The sequence below is a fragment of the Enterobacter cloacae complex sp. SHL012 genome (genome assembly GCF_049237505.1).
Classification (GTDB): domain Bacteria; phylum Pseudomonadota; class Gammaproteobacteria; order Enterobacterales; family Enterobacteriaceae; genus Enterobacter; species Enterobacter kobei.
The window spans coordinates 931,066-946,815 of record NZ_JBMKIZ010000001.1 but is presented as its reverse complement, the minus strand read 5'-3'; the positions used below and the strand labels follow the sequence as shown (position 1 = coordinate 946,815).

The 15,750-nt window shown below is 55.7% G+C and carries 13 protein-coding genes; 9 read left to right on the top strand and 4 right to left on the bottom strand.

The genetic code is table 11. The features are described 5' to 3' along the window. Positions 1-38 precede the first annotated feature (38 nt). The 5 genes from tap to cheZ are packed head-to-tail and all read left to right on the top strand — an operon-like array spanning position 39 to position 4,634. Positions 39-1,640 carry a methyl-accepting chemotaxis protein IV gene (tap, locus tag ACOTY9_RS04530; protein ID WP_014884343.1) on the top strand — a complete coding sequence of 534 codons (1,602 nt, stop codon included), beginning with the start codon at positions 39-41 and terminating at the stop codon, positions 1,638-1,640. Between the two features lie 19 nt (positions 1,641-1,659). Beyond that, on the top strand, positions 1,660-2,526 hold the full coding sequence (gene cheR / locus ACOTY9_RS04525; protein WP_014884342.1) for a protein-glutamate O-methyltransferase CheR: 867 nt from the start codon (positions 1,660-1,662) through the stop codon (positions 2,524-2,526). Then, a complete protein-coding gene (locus ACOTY9_RS04520) occupies positions 2,523-3,572 on the top strand; it encodes a protein-glutamate methylesterase/protein-glutamine glutaminase (RefSeq protein ID WP_014884341.1) in 1,050 nt (349 codons plus the stop codon). The genes cheR and ACOTY9_RS04520 overlap by 4 nt, the downstream gene beginning before the upstream one ends. Positions 3,573-3,589: 17 nt before the next feature. Then, complete coding sequence (gene cheY, locus ACOTY9_RS04515) at positions 3,590-3,979, top strand: chemotaxis response regulator CheY (RefSeq protein WP_000763862.1); 390 nt, start codon at positions 3,590-3,592, stop codon at positions 3,977-3,979. Between the two features lie 10 nt (positions 3,980-3,989). Next, entirely contained in the window at positions 3,990-4,634 is a 645-nt protein-coding gene (cheZ, locus tag ACOTY9_RS04510; RefSeq protein ID WP_014884340.1) for a protein phosphatase CheZ, read from the top strand. 46 nt (positions 4,635-4,680) lie between these two features. Here cheZ and ACOTY9_RS04505 read toward each other — a convergent pair whose 3' ends face one another. From ACOTY9_RS04505 to ACOTY9_RS04490, 4 genes are all read right to left on the bottom strand, one after another. Then, positions 4,681-5,844, bottom strand: a complete 1,164-nt coding sequence (locus ACOTY9_RS04505) for a fimbrial protein (RefSeq protein ID WP_348565417.1) — start codon at positions 5,842-5,844, stop codon at positions 4,681-4,683. Next, complete coding sequence (locus ACOTY9_RS04500; protein ID WP_348565418.1) at positions 5,834-8,308, bottom strand: fimbria/pilus outer membrane usher protein; 2,475 nt, start codon at positions 8,306-8,308, stop codon at positions 5,834-5,836. The genes ACOTY9_RS04505 and ACOTY9_RS04500 overlap by 11 nt, the downstream gene beginning before the upstream one ends. A gap of 89 nt (positions 8,309-8,397) precedes the next feature. Further along, positions 8,398-9,090, bottom strand: a complete 693-nt coding sequence (locus tag ACOTY9_RS04495; protein ID WP_023330733.1) for a fimbrial biogenesis chaperone — start codon at positions 9,088-9,090, stop codon at positions 8,398-8,400. Between the two features lie 124 nt (positions 9,091-9,214). Continuing rightward, complete coding sequence (locus tag ACOTY9_RS04490; RefSeq protein ID WP_014884336.1) at positions 9,215-9,790, bottom strand: fimbrial protein; 576 nt, start codon at positions 9,788-9,790, stop codon at positions 9,215-9,217. Positions 9,791-10,292: 502 nt separating this feature from the next. On the opposite strand from ACOTY9_RS04490, the gene flhB reads away from it, so the two are divergent. The 4 genes from flhB (at position 10,293) to ACOTY9_RS04470 (ending at position 15,750) form a co-directional block, all read left to right on the top strand. Further along, positions 10,293-11,441, top strand: coding sequence for a flagellar biosynthesis protein FlhB (gene flhB / locus ACOTY9_RS04485; protein ID WP_023330732.1), 1,149 nt, complete (start codon positions 10,293-10,295; stop codon positions 11,439-11,441). Then, positions 11,434-13,512, top strand: coding sequence for a flagellar biosynthesis protein FlhA (flhA, locus tag ACOTY9_RS04480; protein ID WP_014884334.1), 2,079 nt, complete (start codon positions 11,434-11,436; stop codon positions 13,510-13,512). Before flhB ends, flhA begins: the two co-directional genes overlap by 8 nt. Continuing rightward, positions 13,512-13,904, top strand: a complete 393-nt coding sequence (gene flhE / locus ACOTY9_RS04475; RefSeq protein ID WP_014884333.1) for a flagellar protein FlhE — start codon at positions 13,512-13,514, stop codon at positions 13,902-13,904. Before flhA ends, flhE begins: the two co-directional genes overlap by 1 nt. A gap of 262 nt (positions 13,905-14,166) precedes the next feature. Further along, a complete protein-coding gene (locus ACOTY9_RS04470) occupies positions 14,167-15,750 on the top strand; it encodes an MFS transporter (RefSeq protein WP_047027919.1) in 1,584 nt (527 codons plus the stop codon).

Here is a 15,750-nt window from a genome sequence, read left to right as displayed (position 1 = left end):
ATTAAACCGCGGCTGCTTGCCGCTTGATGGGAGCGTGGATGTTAAATCGTATTCGTATCTCGACCACACTGTTTTTGATTCTGATCCTTTGCGGTGTGTTGCAGGTTGGCAGTAACGGGTTGTCTTTTTGGGCGTTTCGCGATGGCTATCAGAATTTGCAGGATGTTGAGGCGAGTAATCAGCAGCGCTCCGCACTGGCACAAACGCGTGCCGTGCTGTTGCAGGCAAGCACTGCGCTGAACAAGGCGGGCACCTTAACCGCGCTGAGCTATCCGCCGGATGACATTAAAGCGCTGATGGCCACCGCGCGAAGCAGCCTGAAACAGGCTGGCGCACAGTTTAACGCTTTCACGGCGCAGGCGGCGGGCAGCGAGAAAGAGCACGCGCTGAAAGCCGCCATGAAGAAGAACTTTGAACAGTGGTACAGCGATCTGGATCACCAGGCGACCTGGCTTGAGAACAACCAGCTCTCGGACTTTATGACCGCGCCGGTGCAGGCCTCACAGGATGCGTTCGACGGCAGCTTTAACGCGTGGCAGCAGGATATTAACCAGTCTGTTCAACGTGCAGAGGAAGACAGCCGTATCAGCTATCACATGTCGGGTGTGATCTTTGGCGTCGTCGTGATTCTGGCGGGGCTACTGACCGGTGGGGCACTGCTCTGGTCACGCAAAATGATTGTGCAGCCGCTGGCGATTATCAGCAGCCACTTCGACAGTATTGCGAAGGGCGATCTGGCGCGTCCGGTGGCGGTGTTCGGTAAGAACGAAATTTCGGCGATCTTTGCCAGCCTGAAGGCGATGCAGGGTGCCCTGCGGGAAACCGTCTCCGATGTGCGTCAGGGCAGTTATGCCATGCACACCGGGATCTCAGAGATTGCGGCAGGCAACAACGATCTCTCTTCCCGCACCGAGCAGCAGGCGGCCTCGCTGGCGCAGACGGCGGCCAGCATGGAGCAGCTGACCGCGACGGTCAGCCAGAACGCCGATAACGCGCGTCAGGCGTCTGACCTGTCAAAACAGGCGGCAATGACGGCGAAAAAAGGGGGCGATCAGGCCTCTCACGTTGCCAGCACCATGCAGGAGATTGCCACCAGCTCGCAAAAGATTGGTGACATCATCAGCGTGATCGACGGTATCGCGTTCCAGACCAACATTCTGGCGCTGAATGCCGCGGTTGAAGCGGCGCGCGCCGGTGAACAGGGGCGTGGGTTTGCGGTCGTGGCGGGGGAAGTGCGTAACCTGGCCAGCCGCAGCGCCAACGCGGCGAAAGAGATTAAGGTCCTGATTGAAGAGTCGGTATCACGCGTCCAGCAAGGCTCAGCCCTGGTGGATACGGCGGCGCATACCATGCATGAGATCGTCACCTCCGTCACGCGGGTTAACGACATCATGGGCGAGATTGCGTCTGCGTCGGACGAACAGCGTCGCGGCATTGAGCAGGTTGCTCAGGCCGTCAGCCAGATGGATCAGGTGACGCAACAGAATGCCTCGTTAGTTGAGGAAGCGGCAGCGGCAACCGATCAGCTGGCCAGCCAGGCGGATCGTCTCACCGGGCTGGTCGCGGTATTTAATGTGAAAGAGCACGTTGAAGCAGTAACAGAAGTCGGGCGGTCGCAGGCCGTGCCAGTTGTATCCTGAATGTAATTAAGAAGGCGCTATGACATCACCAATGCCCCCTGGGCAAACGTCATTATTGTTGCAGATGACACAGCGCCTCGCGCTGTCCGACGCGCATTTTCGTCGGATATGTCAGTTAATCTACCAGCGTGCAGGGATCGTGCTTGCGGATCATAAGCGGGACATGGTCTACAACCGTCTGGTGCGGCGCTTGCGTACGCTGGGGCTGGATGATTTTGGTCGCTATCTGAGCATGCTCGAAGCCAACCAGAACAGCGCAGAGTGGCAGGCTTTTATCAACTCGTTAACCACTAACCTGACGGCCTTTTTCCGCGAAGCCCACCACTTCCCGGTACTGGCCGAGCACGCGCGGCGTCGTACCGGGGAGTATCGCGTCTGGAGTGCGGCCGCCTCGACCGGTGAAGAGCCGTACTCGCTGGCAATCACACTTGCCGACACGCTTGGGATGGCACCCGGGCGCTGGAAGGTTTACGCCAGCGATATCGACACCGAGGTGCTGGAGAAGGCGCGCAACGGCGTGTATCGCCAGGACGAACTGAAAACGCTGTCGCCGCAGCAGTTGCAGCGATATTTCATGCGTGGGACAGGCCCGCATGAAGGCCTGGTACGCGTACGCCAGGAGCTGGCGAATTGCGTCGAATTCGCGCCCGTTAACCTGCTGGACAAGCAGTACAACGTGCCGGGGCCATTCGACGCCATTTTTTGCCGTAACGTCATGATCTATTTTGATAAAACGACGCAACAGGACATTCTGCGTCGGTTTGTTCCGTTGCTCAAGCCTGACGGTTTACTGTTTGCCGGGCACTCGGAAAACTTCAGCAACCTCGCGCGAGAGTTTAGCCTGCGTGGGCAAACGGTATATGCGCTGAGTAAGGAAAAAGCATGAGTAAAATCAGGGTATTGTCTGTCGACGATTCAGCGCTGATGCGTCAGATCATGACTGAAATCATCAATAGCCACAGCGACATGGAGATGGTAGCAACGGCGCCCGATCCGCTGGTCGCGCGGGATTTAATTAAAAAATATAACCCCGACGTGCTCACGCTGGATGTCGAGATGCCGCGCATGGATGGCATCGATTTCCTGGAGAAATTGATGCGGCTGCGGCCGATGCCGGTGGTGATGGTCTCCTCCCTGACCGGGAAAGGATCGGAAATCACCCTGCGCGCGCTGGAGCTGGGGGCGGTAGATTTTGTCACCAAACCGCAGCTCGGTATTCGCGAGGGGATGCTGGCGTATAGCGAGATGATCGCGGAGAAAATTCGTACCGCATCGCGGGCAAAACTGGCGGCCCATAAGCCAATGGCCGCCCCGGCAACCCTGAAGGCCGGCCCGTTACTCAGCTCGGAAAAACTGCTGGTGATTGGGGCGTCAACCGGAGGAACAGAGGCAATTCGTCATGTACTCCAGCCATTGCCGCTTTCAAGTCCGGGTATTCTGATTACCCAGCATATGCCGCCAGGCTTTACCCGCTCGTTCGCCGAACGCCTGAATAAGCTGTGTCAGATCAGCGTGAAAGAGGCGGAAGACGGCGAGCGCGTGCTCCCGGGACATGCCTATATCGCCCCGGGTGATAAGCATATGGAGCTGGCGCGCAGCGGTGCAAACTATCAAATCAAAATTCATGACGGACCGCCGGTCAACCGGCACCGTCCGTCGGTGGATGTGCTGTTTCATTCGGTGGCGAAACATGCGGGGCGCAACGCCGTTGGGGTGATCCTGACGGGGATGGGCAACGATGGTGCCGCCGGAATGCTTGCAATGCACCAGGCTGGCGCCTGGACGATTGCGCAGAATGAAGCAAGTTGTGTGGTGTTCGGCATGCCGCGCGAGGCCATCAATATGGGTGGCGTGAGCGAAGTGGTCGATCTTAGCCAGGTAAGCCAGCAGATGCTGGCGAAAATCAGTGCCGGACAGGCAATACGTATTTGACTCAGGAGTATTATTTTATGGCGGATAAAGAGCTTAAGTTTTTGGTTGTGGATGACTTTTCCACCATGCGTCGCATTGTGCGCAACCTGCTGAAAGAGCTGGGCTTCAACAACGTTGAAGAAGCAGAAGACGGCGTTGATGCGCTGAACAAACTGCAGGCGGGTGGGTTTGGTTTTGTTATCTCCGACTGGAACATGCCAAACATGGACGGTCTGGAGCTGCTGAAAACCATTCGTGCCGATGCGGGAATGGCGTCCTTGCCGGTTCTGATGGTCACCGCAGAAGCGAAAAAAGAGAACATCATTGCTGCTGCACAGGCGGGCGCAAGCGGCTATGTGGTGAAGCCATTCACCGCGGCAACCCTGGAAGAGAAGCTCGGTAAGATCTTCGAGAAACTCGGCATGTGAGGTGATGGAAATGTTGCAACCTGCTATGAAACCCGTTGAAGAACACTCGCCGAGCGATATCATCGTCCGTATTGGCAGCCTGACGCGCATGCTGCGTGACAGCCTGCGTGAGCTGGGTCTGGATCAGGCGATTGCGGAAGCGGCGGAAGCGATTCCTGACGCGCGAGATCGTCTGGACTACGTTGTGCAGATGACCGCCCAGGCGGCAGAACGTGCGCTGAACAGCGTTGAAGCGTCGCAGCCCCATCAGGATGCGATGGAAAAAGGCGCGAAAGCGCTGACCCAACGCTGGGACGAGTGGTTCGAGAACCCGATTGAGCTGGCGAATGCCCGCGAGCTGGTGACCGATACCCGTCAGTTCCTGGGGGATGTGCCGGGCCACACCAGCTTCACCAACGCCCAACTGCTGGATATCATGATGGCGCAAGATTTCCAGGACCTGACGGGTCAGGTGATCAAGCGCATGATGGATGTGATTCAGGAGATTGAACGCCAGCTGCTGATGGTTCTGCTGGAGAACATCCCGGAACCGGCAGCCCGTCCAAAACGCGAGAACGAAAGCCTGCTCAATGGCCCACAGCTCGACGCCAGCAAAGCGGGCGTGGTGGCAAGCCAGGATCAGGTTGACGATCTGCTGGACAGCCTCGGCTTCTGATTGGTGCCGTTACCCTCAGGTTGCCTGCGTAACCTGAGGGTCTGTTCTAGCGCAGATCCATCTTCACCGTGACGTTTCCTTCGAAGCTCCCCGGTGCGGGCGTGGCATCCGTAGTGCTGACGGGAACCGCCTGTATTTTAACGCTGCCGTTTCCCTGCTCGTCCAGATTTACTGGAAATGCATAAGTCCCATCCAGCGCCACGTTCTGGCTATTTTCGTCGTACACCCGCACGCCCAGATCGTCCCTTTCAAGCAGCTTAGCAATGTAGGGCGTACTGCTATCCACTATGCCCTGGTCGGCCGTCAGGGTGAGCTTTATCCGGTCATTATTACCAACGGCGTTATCGTCACAGTGGTAGTTAATATCGACGCTTTTTAGGGCATAGCCCTGAGGCGGCTGCCCTTTGCGGGTAAACTGTTTACTGACGATGCTGCCAAACTCGACTTCAATCGTGCTGCCTGCGTTGATGGTGCAGCTCAGCGGTGCAGAAAGGGTGCCGCCAAACCAGATATCAGAGACGTGTTCTGCCTGAGTGGCGTCGCAGCTTCCACCGGTGCCAATATAAAGGCAGGCGTAGTTTTGGGCGATGAGCGTCGCCGGGATCACCTCTTCACCCAGTATCGGTTTTTTTATGTGCAGCAGCATGGCCACGACGTTCCAGCGAAACTTGCGTTTCGATGCGGCACCACCGTCAGGCCGGGAGTCATTGCTGCATACGTCGCTTTCTTCTTCTGTTTTAGACAGGCTCGATTCGAGCACGGTAAGCATATTTCCCCGCGGGGTCGGGTACTCATTGATCGGGATTGGGGTGAGCGAGCTGCCGTCCGGGGAGTTAATCGCATCCGCATAGCCAGTAATGTGGGCATCAATTTTATCCGTAAGATAGCCAGTACCGCTGGTGCCGGGGTTAAGGGGACTGCCAGCCAGGGTTTTTTCGTAGACGGTGCTTGACGAAAACATGTTTCCCGGGCACGTGCAGTTTGCTTCCAGGTCGGCACCTGCGCCGACCAGGTGACCCGGAATATCATAATCGTTGTTTGCAACGTTTTCCGTCGATGTAAATTCATGATGGTAATCAATGGAATACGTCTGTGGGGCTCCGAAACAATTTTTGAGTACCGTGACGGCGCCGAAAGACCCCGTCGATACCAGCATCAGCGTGCTGGTCAGAGAAACCGTAAGGGTTCGTCTTTTCATTTTAGTGAGCATAAGCTGTTTCCTGCTGACAAAGCGCGCGGGTTGAACGGATACCGTTAGGGCTCTCCGTGTATCCCTCTGCCTGCTGTAAAATATGGGCGACGCACTGTTGGTCTGGCGCTTTTCCCCATTTCACCGTGAGCTGTGTGGGCTCGCCGACGCCGGCCAGGTATACCGTGCTGGTATCGTCCACGATGCCGCTCAGGTCCGCGTTCGCGCTGGTGACGATTGCGCCAAAGGGGACGCGTTGATTGCCGGGGCGGGTTAATGCGATCAGCATCCGATAACCAACGTGCGCATCGAACCGGCTTTCAACGGCGGCATTACGTGAAGGGATCACCCGGATTGACGTATCGCTGCTCTCTACGTTTTCGGGCAGGCTTGCGGTGTCGATACGAATCGCATTTTCCTGATACGGCGTCAGGGACGGGATAACGGCGTTACCCAGCCAGTCTGTCTGAATACCCTGCTGGTTCTGGAAGCGTACACCGGAGGCGCCGTTGGCATTGACAATGGCAAACTGGCTCCCTAACGGCTGCGCCAGCGTAACGCCGCGCGGGTGCGCAACAATGGCCCCGCTGATCCCGTAGTTCATCTGCTCCGCGCTGCCGGAAGAGGCGTAATAACCGGCATTCAGGTTGGCGTATTGAGAACGATAGGTACCATATACGCTGCTGGTATCCTCCCCATCGTGATTAGAATGGCTTTGCTGCAGCGAATAGCTTAAACGTTCGTCGTCCAGCAGCGTTCCGTTGACGCCGATATTGTGTCGGGTGTAGCCATTTTTGGTGTTGCTGATGTTATAGCTACTCCACGCGCGGGGGAGCCAGCGAGTTAGCGGCACGCTAAAGCCGAAGGAGACCATCCGGTCGGCCTCCTCGTCGTTCGTTTTACTGTAGGTATATGCCAGGTGATAACTCACCCCAGACAGAACAGTGTTAAAACCTAACGACAGGCTGCGTTCTTTTTTCGACGTCCCCCAGTAGTCCTGCTGGTAGCAGTTAAGATAGAGACTGACGCCAGCAAGGTTCTGGCTGATACTGGCCTGAACGCGGTTGCGTTTGTTATAGCGGAAGAGCAAATCGTTATCGTGTCCGTCCTGCTTCTGATTAGCGTCAGCAAAGCTGTAATACCCGCGACTCGAGTAGCGATAACTGCCAAGCGTGAAATTGGTATCGGTGGCGTCAATTTTCCCCGAATAGAGTACGCGCCAGGACTGGCCGACATGCTTGCTGCCGTCGTCAAGCGTGGTATCGGCGGCGGTGACGTCTGTAGAGAGCGAACCCAGCGGCCCCAGCGCGATGCCAGCGCCCGTATTGAGGGCATTATAGTCTTGCGAAAGGGTTAGCCCGCCAAACCAGGTCAGCAGATTGTTGACGCCGTAGATGACGCTCCCCTGAAGGAAGTCGGGCTCCTTTTGGTCACTCCCGCTGTCTGCGCGATAACGGCCCGCCGTCAATTCATACTTCATGTGTTCCGGGCGCTGCATAATGGCGATGCTTGAGTAGGGTTGAGTAAAGTGATGTTCGGTGCCGTCGGCCTCTTTCACCGTCACTTCCAGGTCGCCGCTGTTGGTGGTGGAGTAAAGGTCGTTGATCTCAAACGCCCCGGGGGCTACGTTCTGCTGGTAGATGAGATATCCGTTCTGGCGCACCGAGACGACCGCATTCGAGCTGGCGACGCCGCGAATGACCGGTGCATAGCCGCGTTGGCTATAGGGCAACATTTCTTCGTCCGTGGCGAGATTGACGCCCCGATACTGCAGGCTGTCGAACACTTCGCCGCGCGTGCTGCTCTCGCCCGCGGTGAACTGCGCTCTCAGCGCGTCGATGTCGTGCTGCAGGAACGTATTGATGTTATCCCACTGTGAATCGCCGTCCGATTTGCTCCACGTTGAGTAGTTTCGAAGACGCCAGCCGCCCAGGTTCGCCCCGGTACGCAAATTCAGATAGCGGCTTTCTGTGCTGTCCTCGCGATCTTCTTTGCTTTGCGAGCCCGACAGCGAATAATCGCTGAACAGGACGGGAACACCATCGTCCCAGCGCGAGGGATCGATAAAATCGCGACCGTTATCAGCCAGCGCGGCCTGGGGGATGCTCAACCTAAGCGTCATTGTTGAGAAATCAAGCTCTGCAGACGCCTGTGGAATATAGTTATCCAGCGACTCTGGGAGCGTTTCCTCCGCCGGACGCTTCAGCAACGGAGGATAACGGTCGATATTAATGCCCCAGGCGCGCAGCATCGCGGGGCTCAATTGGGGGATCAGGCGCCCGTCAGATCTGCTGACGTAGCGAATGTTGGCATCCTTCAGCCTGCGATCGTTGATTGTGATGACGGAAGAGTAGGTGCCGGGCAACTGGGCGTTCGATTTTGTAAAAAGCGAGAGGTCGATATCCTGCTGCGTCAGCATGTCCCCTTCGAGTGAGGAAGGGGAAAAGAGATACTCCCGGGCATCTGCGGAAAAAATCATTAACATCAGGGTACTCGCCAGACAGCGGGTAACCGAATTCAGCCGAAAGGTTCCCCCAACAGGCAAGAAATTACGTCCTGCAATCATTCTGTCGTTTATCCCCTGGTCAGATGGAACGTGTATTTTTCGGAGGCATTGCCGTAATCGGTAATGCACCGCCAACTGACGTCATTCGCCGGTGCAGCGTCGGGAAGAGGGATATCAACGCGTGATGCTGGCCCCACCATATCGGCGCTTTCGAGCTTCTGCGAGCCTAGCGAGAGAGAGTCAAAAACGGTGTAAAACGCACTGTCGTTTATCACCGTCAGCTGCTGGCCCTGGCGAACGAAGCGCAGATTCTTGCAGGACTCGCCTGGCGTCCCGTTGAGCCCCACGGGACGCCAGAACAGCTTCAGTCGCGTTTTGTAGATGAGTCGTAGCACGTTTTTATCGGCATCCTCTGCGGCGGTTGCGGGCACCGTGCGGACATTCAAATAAAACAGCGTCTCTTTGTCTTTCGGTAACGGGCTGCCGTTCCAGGTGATTCGCAGGCTTTGCTCTTTTTGAGGATCGAGTCGAAAGAGGGGGGGCGTGACAATAAAGGGCCCACGCGTTTTGCCATCGCCAGTGTCTGTCCAGGTCTGGATCAGCCAGGGCAATTCTTTTTCACTGTTCGTAAGCGGCAGGGCAACTTCCTTTTTTGCAGCATCGTAAATTATGCGGGTGCGGCCGATTTGTATTCCCGCGGCGTGACAAAACGAACTTGTTATAACGGGAAGGCATAATAAAAACAGCAGGGATGTGCGCACGGGAAACCCTTATTGGAGCAGGTTGAAATAATGATAATAGTCCGCTTTCGGACTATTATCGGAGCATGACGCATTACGTGTCATTATCTAATCAGTGGCATGCTGAATATTAGATAAACAGGTATTAACGGTATAAAATATTCACCGTCATATCCGCATCGGCAGGGCCAGCGGTCACCGTTGCGGCAAATGACTTATAGCGGGCGTTAAAGTCGGCTTTAATGGTATCGGTAGTACGGGTGGCCAGTTGAATATAAACCTGTCCTTCTGCCCCATCCATGGTGATAAGTTGAGTGTCTTTGCCCGCCGGGCTAACGGCGACGCCGATACCGGTGGCGGCGGTCTCACCGGTGGTGGTGATTTTGCTGACATCCAGCAGCGTAGAGGTATTGGTCAGGGTCGTCGTGCCGTTAAAGGTGAGCTGTACTGCCGGCAGCCCATCGCTCTTTACCGGGCAGTTTGCGAGCGTAATCGAGAACGGGGTCAGGGAAGATTCAGTTCCGACCGCCTTAAAAAGAGATTTAGGGTACGTCCCCAGAGGGACCGTACTGTCCGTGCCGCTATCACCCTGAATGGTGCAGCTCGGTTCAATAATTTCTCCCGTAAAGTGGACCGTCCCCGCATTCATTTCGGCAGCAAAACTGCCCATCGAAATGGCCGCAAGTACTGCGCCAGCCATAAAGTTATTTTTGAAATCCATCTGCAAAAACTCCTGAGTTTAAAAACACGTTAGGTATTCAATTTAATATTTTGGCTCAATTGACACCGTGCAGAAGTATAGCGGGTAATTTCCTTCAAGTAATTGCGGGTCAAGATTAATATTAATTATTATAACCGTCATGAAAAATATTTTAATGCTGGAGAAAAACCATCATTGATATAAATCAATTATAATTTTTTCGATTTAATATTATCCATAAGTATATTTTGATCAAAAAATAGACATATTTTGATGGTGAAACAGGCCAACTCAGTTTTTAAAAATTTTATATTTATTTTTATTAAAAACACTTTTAAAAAATAATCAGTATTAAAAAGTGATTACCAAACCTGAGTTGTGCGTTTTTTGAACGGCAAACAGCCTCGCTACAGCGTTTAATCGTTAAAGTGGTTAACAGGGCATGATTATAGGGGTTTATCTACCCATTGGCGATAACCTCCCGTGGCAAGATAACGGTGACGTAATGGGCTGAGCATGCACTGTGGCAGAAGAGAACGACGACAAAACGGAAGCCCCCACACCCCACCGACTTGAAAAAGCGCGTGAGGAAGGGCAGATCCCCCGATCCCGAGAATTGACCTCCCTGCTGATCCTTGTCGTAGGGGTGTGCATTATCTGGTGGGGTGGGGAGTCGCTCGCCCGCAAGCTGGCGGGAATGCTCTCAACTGGCTTACGTTTTGACCACAGTATGGTCAATGACCCGAATCTGATCCTCAGCCAGATTATTCAGTTAATAAAAGGGGCCATGGTTGCGCTGCTGCCCTTAATTACCGGCGTGGTGCTGGTGGCGCTGGTCTCTCCAGTCATGCTGGGCGGTCTGGTGTTTAGCGGAAAATCACTGCAGCCCAAATTTTCGAAGCTGAACCCACTGCCGGGCATTGCGAAAATGTTTTCGGCGCAGACCGGGGCCGAGCTGCTCAAGGCTATTCTCAAATCGGTGTTGATGGGCAGTTCTGCCGGGTTCTTCCTCTGGTATCACTGGCCCGAAATGATGCGCCTCATCAGCGAGTCGCCCCTTACTGCCATGAGTAATGCCCTGAATCTGGTTGGGCTTTGCGCGCTGCTGGTGGTGCTCAGCATTATCCCGATGGTCGGTTTTGACGTTATCTTCCAGCTTTATAGCCATTTCAAGAAACTGCGGATGTCACGTCAGGATATCCGTGACGAATATAAGCAGATGGAAGGTGACCCGCACGTTAAAGGGCGTATCCGTCAGATGCAGCGTGCTGCCGCTCGTCGGCGCATGATGGAGGATGTGCCGAAGGCGGATGTCATCGTCACCAACCCGACACACTATTCCGTTGCCTTGCGCTACGACGAAAATAAGATGAGCGCGCCGAAAGTGGTGGCGAAAGGGGCGGGGCTGATCGCACTTCGTATCCGGGAAATTGGCACCGAAAACCGCGTGCCGATCCTGGAAGCTCCACCGCTGGCGCGTGCCTTATACCGCCATGCGGAAATCGGACAACAGATCCCGGGACAACTCTACGCCGCGGTGGCGGAAGTGCTGGCCTGGGTATGGCAGTTGAAACGCTGGCGTCTGGCCGGGGGTCAACGGCCTGTGAAACCTGAGAACCTTCCGGTGCCTGCCGCGCTGGATTTTATGAACGAGAAGGACACTGATGGCTAATCTGGTGGCAATGTTGCGCCTGCCCGGCAACCTGAAATCGACCCAATGGCAGATCCTCGCCGGGCCGATTCTCATCCTGTTAATTTTGTCGATGATGGTTCTGCCGCTCCCGGCATTCATCCTCGATCTGCTGTTCACGTTTAATATTGCGCTCTCCATTATGGTGCTGCTGGTGGCGATGTTCACTCAGCGGACCCTGGAGTTTGCCGCGTTCCCGACCATTCTGCTGTTTACCACTCTGCTGCGACTGGCGCTGAACGTGGCGTCCACGCGTATCATTCTGATGGAAGGACACACCGGCGCGGCAGCAGCAGGTAAAGTGGTGGAGGCCTTCGGCCACTTCCTGGTCGGCGGTAATTTCGCTATCGGTATCGTGGTATTCGTTATCCTCGTGATCATCAACTTTATGGTTATCACCAAAGGTGCCGGACGTATTGCGGAAGTGGGCGCCCGTTTTGTGCTGGACGGGATGCCGGGCAAGCAGATGGCGATCGACGCCGATTTGAATGCCGGGTTAATCGCGGAAGATGAAGCCAAAAAACGCCGTGCGGAAGTCACTCAGGAAGCGGACTTCTACGGATCCATGGACGGTGCGAGTAAGTTTGTGCGCGGTGACGCCATCGCGGGCATTCTGATCATGGTGATTAACGTGGTGGGCGGCCTGCTGGTGGGGGTATTGCAGCACGGCATGGACATGGGCCACGCGGCGGAAAGCTACACGCTGCTGACTATTGGTGATGGTCTGGTCGCGCAGATCCCGGCGCTGGTCATCTCCACGGCGGCGGGCGTGATTGTCACCCGCGTGAGTACCGATCAGGACGTTGGCGAGCAGATGGTTGGCCAGCTCTTCAGTAACCCGCGCGTAATGCTGCTGGCCGCTGCCGTTCTGGGTCTGCTTGGTCTGGTACCGGGCATGCCAAACCTCGTCTTCCTGCTGTTTACGGCGGGTCTGCTGGGCCTTGCCTGGTGGATGCGTGGCCGTGAAACCCAACCGGCGGCGGATCCGGTTCCGGTGAAAATGCCGGAGAATACTCAGGCCGTCGAGGCGACGTGGAACGACGTGCAGCTGGAAGATTCCCTGGGAATGGAAGTGGGGTATCGCCTGATCCCGATGGTGGATTTTCAGCAGGATGGCGAGCTGCTTGGCCGTATCCGCAGTATCCGTAAAAAATTCGCTCAGGATATGGGCTTCCTGCCGCCGGTGGTTCACATCCGTGACAATATGGATCTGCCGCCTGCGCGCTACCGTATTCTGATGAAAGGGGTTGAAATTGGCAGCGGCGATGCCTACCCGGGGCGCTGGCTGGCCATTAACCCTGGCACCGCGGCAGGCACGCTGCCGGGCGAGCAAACCGTCGATCCGGCCTTTGGTCTGGCGGCCATCTGGATTGAAAGTGCGCTGAAAGAGCAGGCGCAAATCCAGGGGTATACGGTGGTCGAAGCCAGTACCGTGGTGGCAACCCATCTTAATCATCTGATTGGGCAATTCTCGGCAGAGCTGTTTGGTCGTCAGGAAGCGCAGCAGCTTCTCGACCGCGTGACGCAGGAGATGCCGAAGCTGACGGAAGATCTGGTCCCGGGCGTGCTGACGTTAACCACGCTGCACAAGGTGCTGCAAAACCTGCTCGAGGAAAAAGTGCCGATCCGCGATATGCGAACCATTCTGGAAACCCTTGCCGAGCATGCGCCGCTGCAAAGCGATCCGCACGAGCTGACGGCGGTGGTGCGCGTGGCGCTGGGGCGTGCAATCACGCAGCAGTGGTTCCCGGGAACCGGAGAAGTGCAGGTGATTGGCCTCGACACGCCGCTTGAACGTCTGCTGTTGCAGGCCCTGCAGGGCGGGGGCGGCCTGGAGCCAGGTCTGGCGGATCGCCTGCTGGAGCAGACCCAGGAGGCGCTGGCACGTCAGGAGATGCTGGGGGCGCCACCGGTGCTGCTGGTCAACCATGCGCTGCGTCCGCTGCTGTCGCGCTTCCTGCGTCGCAGCCTGAACCAGCTGGTGGTGCTGTCGAATATGGAGTTGTCGGATAACCGTCATATCCGCATGACGGCGACGATTGGAGGAAAATAATGGCTAAATGGCTTTGGATTATGCTCTTCCCGCTGGCGGCACAGGCGGCCGGGGAAGGCGCCTGGCAGGCAAGCAGCATGGGCGTGACCCTGAGCAACCGGGGTGTCGCCATGTCTTCTACTCCGCTGTCGCCCTCTGAAGCGGTTTCCGGTCTGATGGGGATGGTGGTCTGGAATTACAGACTGATTGGCCCAACGCCAGCCGGACTGCGGGTGCGGCTCTGCTCCCAGAGTCGCTGTACGGAAATCGACGGAGAGAATGGCACGACGCAGGCGTTCAACGGCGTGCCCGCCATTGAACCTTTGCGTTTTATCTGGGAAGTGCCGGGCGGGGGACGTTTGATCCCGGCGCTAAAAGTGCAGAGCAATTCTGTCATTGTAAACTACCGCTAACTGCCCGCTTTTTCACCAGCCATCAGGTAATACTGATGGCTGGCTCGCAAAACTGACCTCCCCTTTTGATGAAAAAGAAACGCTGTTTTATAAATCAGTGACACGCGTGACGATACTCTTTGCATTTTTGCCATTCACCCCCTGCGTGATGGCAGAAACAGAAAGGTATCAGGAAGTCGATGCCTTTACTGTAGCCGTGTAAAAGCTCCCGGACGAGGTTTGCTTACAGGGAGTCTCCCAACATTGATTAGGGTTGACGGCAATGAAAACACGTAAAATTGGACTCGCAAATTATCTTGCATACGGGTCAGGTGATTTCCTCGGGGCGGGTACCACCGCCCTGACGGCGGCCTGGCTTTTGTATTTTTACACCACCTTCTGTGGACTCACACCGATTGAAGCAACGTTCATTTTTGCCGCGGCACGGGTACTGGATGCCGTTGTCAGTCCGTTAATGGGGTTTTTGACGGACAACTTCGGTACGACCTGGCTCGGAAAGCGCTTTGGTCGACGTAAATTCTTTATTCTGCTGGGGATCCCGTGCGTGTTCAGCTACTCGCTGATGTGGGTGGGGGACATGAATTTCTGGTATTACCTGCTGACTTATCTGGTGTTTGATATCGTCTACACCATGATTCTGGTGCCGTACGAGACGCTGGTGCCGGAAATGACCGATGACTTCAAACAGAAAACCAAGTTCTCCGGGGCGCGTATTTCCATGGCGCAGATGTCCGCCATTCTGGCCTCCTTTCTGCCCGGGATATTGCTCACGCATTTCGGTAAAGACAATGCGGTCTCCTTCTTCTATGCAAGCCTGGTTTTCTCCGTTCTGTGCGCCCTGATGCTCATTTTCGTCTGGTGCTTTACCTGGGAACGTCCGCGTGAGGAATGGTCCGAAGCGGCGCTGCGGGCTGAAGAAGAGAAGAAGAAGCTGACACTCGGCCAGAGCCTGAATCGTCTGTTCGTGGAACTGAGTTCTACGCTGCGAATTAAAATTTTCCGCCAGCATCTGGGCATGTATCTCGGCGGCTACATTGCGCAGGATGTATTTAACGCGGTCTTCACCTACTACGTGGTGTTTGTGCTGATGCAGGAAGCCTCAATGGCCTCTAACCTGCTCGGTACGATGGCCATCTTCCAGTTTCTCGCCGTGCTCGGGATGATCCCGCTGTGCATTCGCTTTGGTCCTGCGCCGTCCTACCGCATGGTGGTGGTACTGTTTGGCCTGGCCTCTCTTTCTTACGCCGTCCTCTATTATGCCGGGCTGAGCGACATCTATTCTCTGCTGCTGCTGGTTTCTGCCATTGCCGGTCTTGGCCGCGGCGGTATCAACTACGTGCCGTGGAATACCTATACCTACATCGCTGATGTGGACGAAGTGATCACCGGTCAGCGCCGCGAAGGGATCTTCGCCGGCATCATGACCCTCACCCGTAAAGCCTCTCAGGCCGGTGCGGTGATGCTGGTGGGCATCGTGATGCAGATGTCCGGCTTTGTCAGCGGTCAGAAAGTGCAGCCTGCGGAAGTGAGCCATACCATTTTGATGATCCTGAGTGTGGGCACCCTCCTGGTGCTGTTCTGCGGATTCCTCGTTTCTCTGCGCTTCAGACTGAATTTACAGACCCACAGCACGCTGCGCGAGGAGACCGCGAAAATGCGTGCGTGGGGTCATGCGATACCGGAATCAGCGACGCCGCACGCCCGCGCTACCGTCGAGATGCTGGCCGGTATGCCGTATGCGTCACTGTGGGGTAATAACAACATCGGTTATCTGAATCGCAATAAGCCAGCCGCACCTTCGCTGAAGGATCGTGCAGTACTGAATTCGACATACAACAGAGGTTAA

Coding starts and splice junctions, on each gene's coding strand:
- tap (WP_014884343.1), top strand. CDS start 39: ATGTTAAATCGTATTCGTATCTCGACCACACTGTTTTTGATTCTGATC.
- cheR (WP_014884342.1), top strand. CDS start 1,660: ATGACATCACCAATGCCCCCTGGGCAAACGTCATTATTGTTGCAGATG.
- ACOTY9_RS04520 (WP_014884341.1), top strand. CDS start 2,523: ATGAGTAAAATCAGGGTATTGTCTGTCGACGATTCAGCGCTGATGCGT.
- cheY (WP_000763862.1), top strand. CDS start 3,590: ATGGCGGATAAAGAGCTTAAGTTTTTGGTTGTGGATGACTTTTCCACC.
- cheZ (WP_014884340.1), top strand. CDS start 3,990: ATGTTGCAACCTGCTATGAAACCCGTTGAAGAACACTCGCCGAGCGAT.
- ACOTY9_RS04505 (WP_348565417.1), bottom strand. CDS start 5,844: ATGCTCACTAAAATGAAAAGACGAACCCTTACGGTTTCTCTGACCAGC.
- ACOTY9_RS04500 (WP_348565418.1), bottom strand. CDS start 8,308: ATGTTAATGATTTTTTCCGCAGATGCCCGGGAGTATCTCTTTTCCCCT.
- ACOTY9_RS04490 (WP_014884336.1), bottom strand. CDS start 9,790: ATGGATTTCAAAAATAACTTTATGGCTGGCGCAGTACTTGCGGCCATT.
- flhA (WP_014884334.1), top strand. CDS start 11,434: ATGGCTAATCTGGTGGCAATGTTGCGCCTGCCCGGCAACCTGAAATCG.
- flhE (WP_014884333.1), top strand. CDS start 13,512: ATGGCTAAATGGCTTTGGATTATGCTCTTCCCGCTGGCGGCACAGGCG.
- ACOTY9_RS04470 (WP_047027919.1), top strand. CDS start 14,167: ATGAAAACACGTAAAATTGGACTCGCAAATTATCTTGCATACGGGTCA.